Here is a 1,107-nt window from a genome sequence, read left to right as displayed (position 1 = left end):
GGCGCGCTGGGGGGGGGGGTGGCGGGGCCCCGCCGGCCCGCGGGGCCCCCCCGGGGCGGGGGGGGCCCCCGGTACGAGGGTCTGCCGGTGCGGCGTGAGCCTTACAGGCCGAGCTCGACCTCGAACTCGCCCGCTTCGAGGATCGCCTTGACGGCCGACAGGTACCGGGCCGCGTCCGCGCCGTCCACCAGGCGGTGGTCGTAGGACAGGGTCAGGTACGTCATGTCGCGCACGCCGATGACGGTGCCCTCGGGGGTCTCGATGACCATCGGGCGCTTGACCGTGGCACCGATGCCCAGGATGGCGACCTGGTTCGGGGGCACGATGACGGTGTCGAACAGCGCACCGCGCGAACCGGTGTTGCTGATGGTGAAGGTCGCACCCGACAGCTCGTCCGGCGTGATCTTGTTGCCGCGGACCTTGGAGGCCAGGTCGGCGGTCGCCTTGGAGATGCCCGCCAGGTTGAGGTCACCGGCACCCTTGATGACCGGGGTCATCAGGCCCTTCTCGGAGTCCACGGCGATGCCGATGTTCTCCGAGTCGAAGTAGGTGATGGTGCCCTCGTCGTCGTTGATCCGGGCGTTGACGACCGCGTGGGCCTTCAGCGCCTGGGCGGCGGCCTTGACGAAGAACGGCATCGGCGAGAGCTTGACGCCCTCACGGGCCAGGAAGGACGCCTTGGCCTGCTCGCGCAGCTTCATGATCTTGGTGATGTCCACCTCGACCACGGAGCTGAGCTGAGCCTGCGAGTGCAGCGCCTTCATCATGTTGTCGCCGATGACCTTGCGCATACGGGTCATCTTGACGGTCTGACCGCGCAGCTCCGAGACCGCGGCGGCAGCCGGGGCCTTGGCGGCCGGGGCGGCGGCCGGAGCCGGGGCGGCAGCGGCGGCCTTGGCGGCCTCGGCGGCGGCCAGGACGTCCTGCTTGCGGATACGGCCACCGACGCCGGTGCCCGAGACCGAGGCCAGGTTGACGCCGGACTCCGAGGCGAGCTTGCGCACCAGCGGGGTCACGTACGCGCCCTCGTCACCGGCGGAGGCCGGGGCGGCGGGGGCGGCAACCGGAGCCGGGGCGGCGACCGGAGCCGGAGCAGCGGCCACGGGG

The 1,107-nt window shown here is 72.0% G+C and carries 1 protein-coding gene; it reads right to left on the bottom strand.

What is annotated here, in order from left to right; all coding sequences use genetic code 11:
• Positions 1-101: 101 nt before the first annotated feature.
• Positions 102-1,107 (bottom strand): 2-oxoglutarate dehydrogenase, E2 component, dihydrolipoamide succinyltransferase (sucB, locus tag ACFXA3_RS42890; RefSeq protein ID WP_385197037.1); only part of this gene is annotated, 1,006 nt, incomplete at its 5' end.

The sequence above is a fragment of the Streptomyces sp. NPDC059456 genome (assembly GCF_042750055.1).
Taxonomy (GTDB): Bacteria; Actinomycetota; Actinomycetes; order Streptomycetales; family Streptomycetaceae; genus Streptomyces.
The sequence above is the reverse complement of the archived record's forward strand: the minus strand, read 5'-3'. Positions and strand labels throughout refer to the sequence as shown.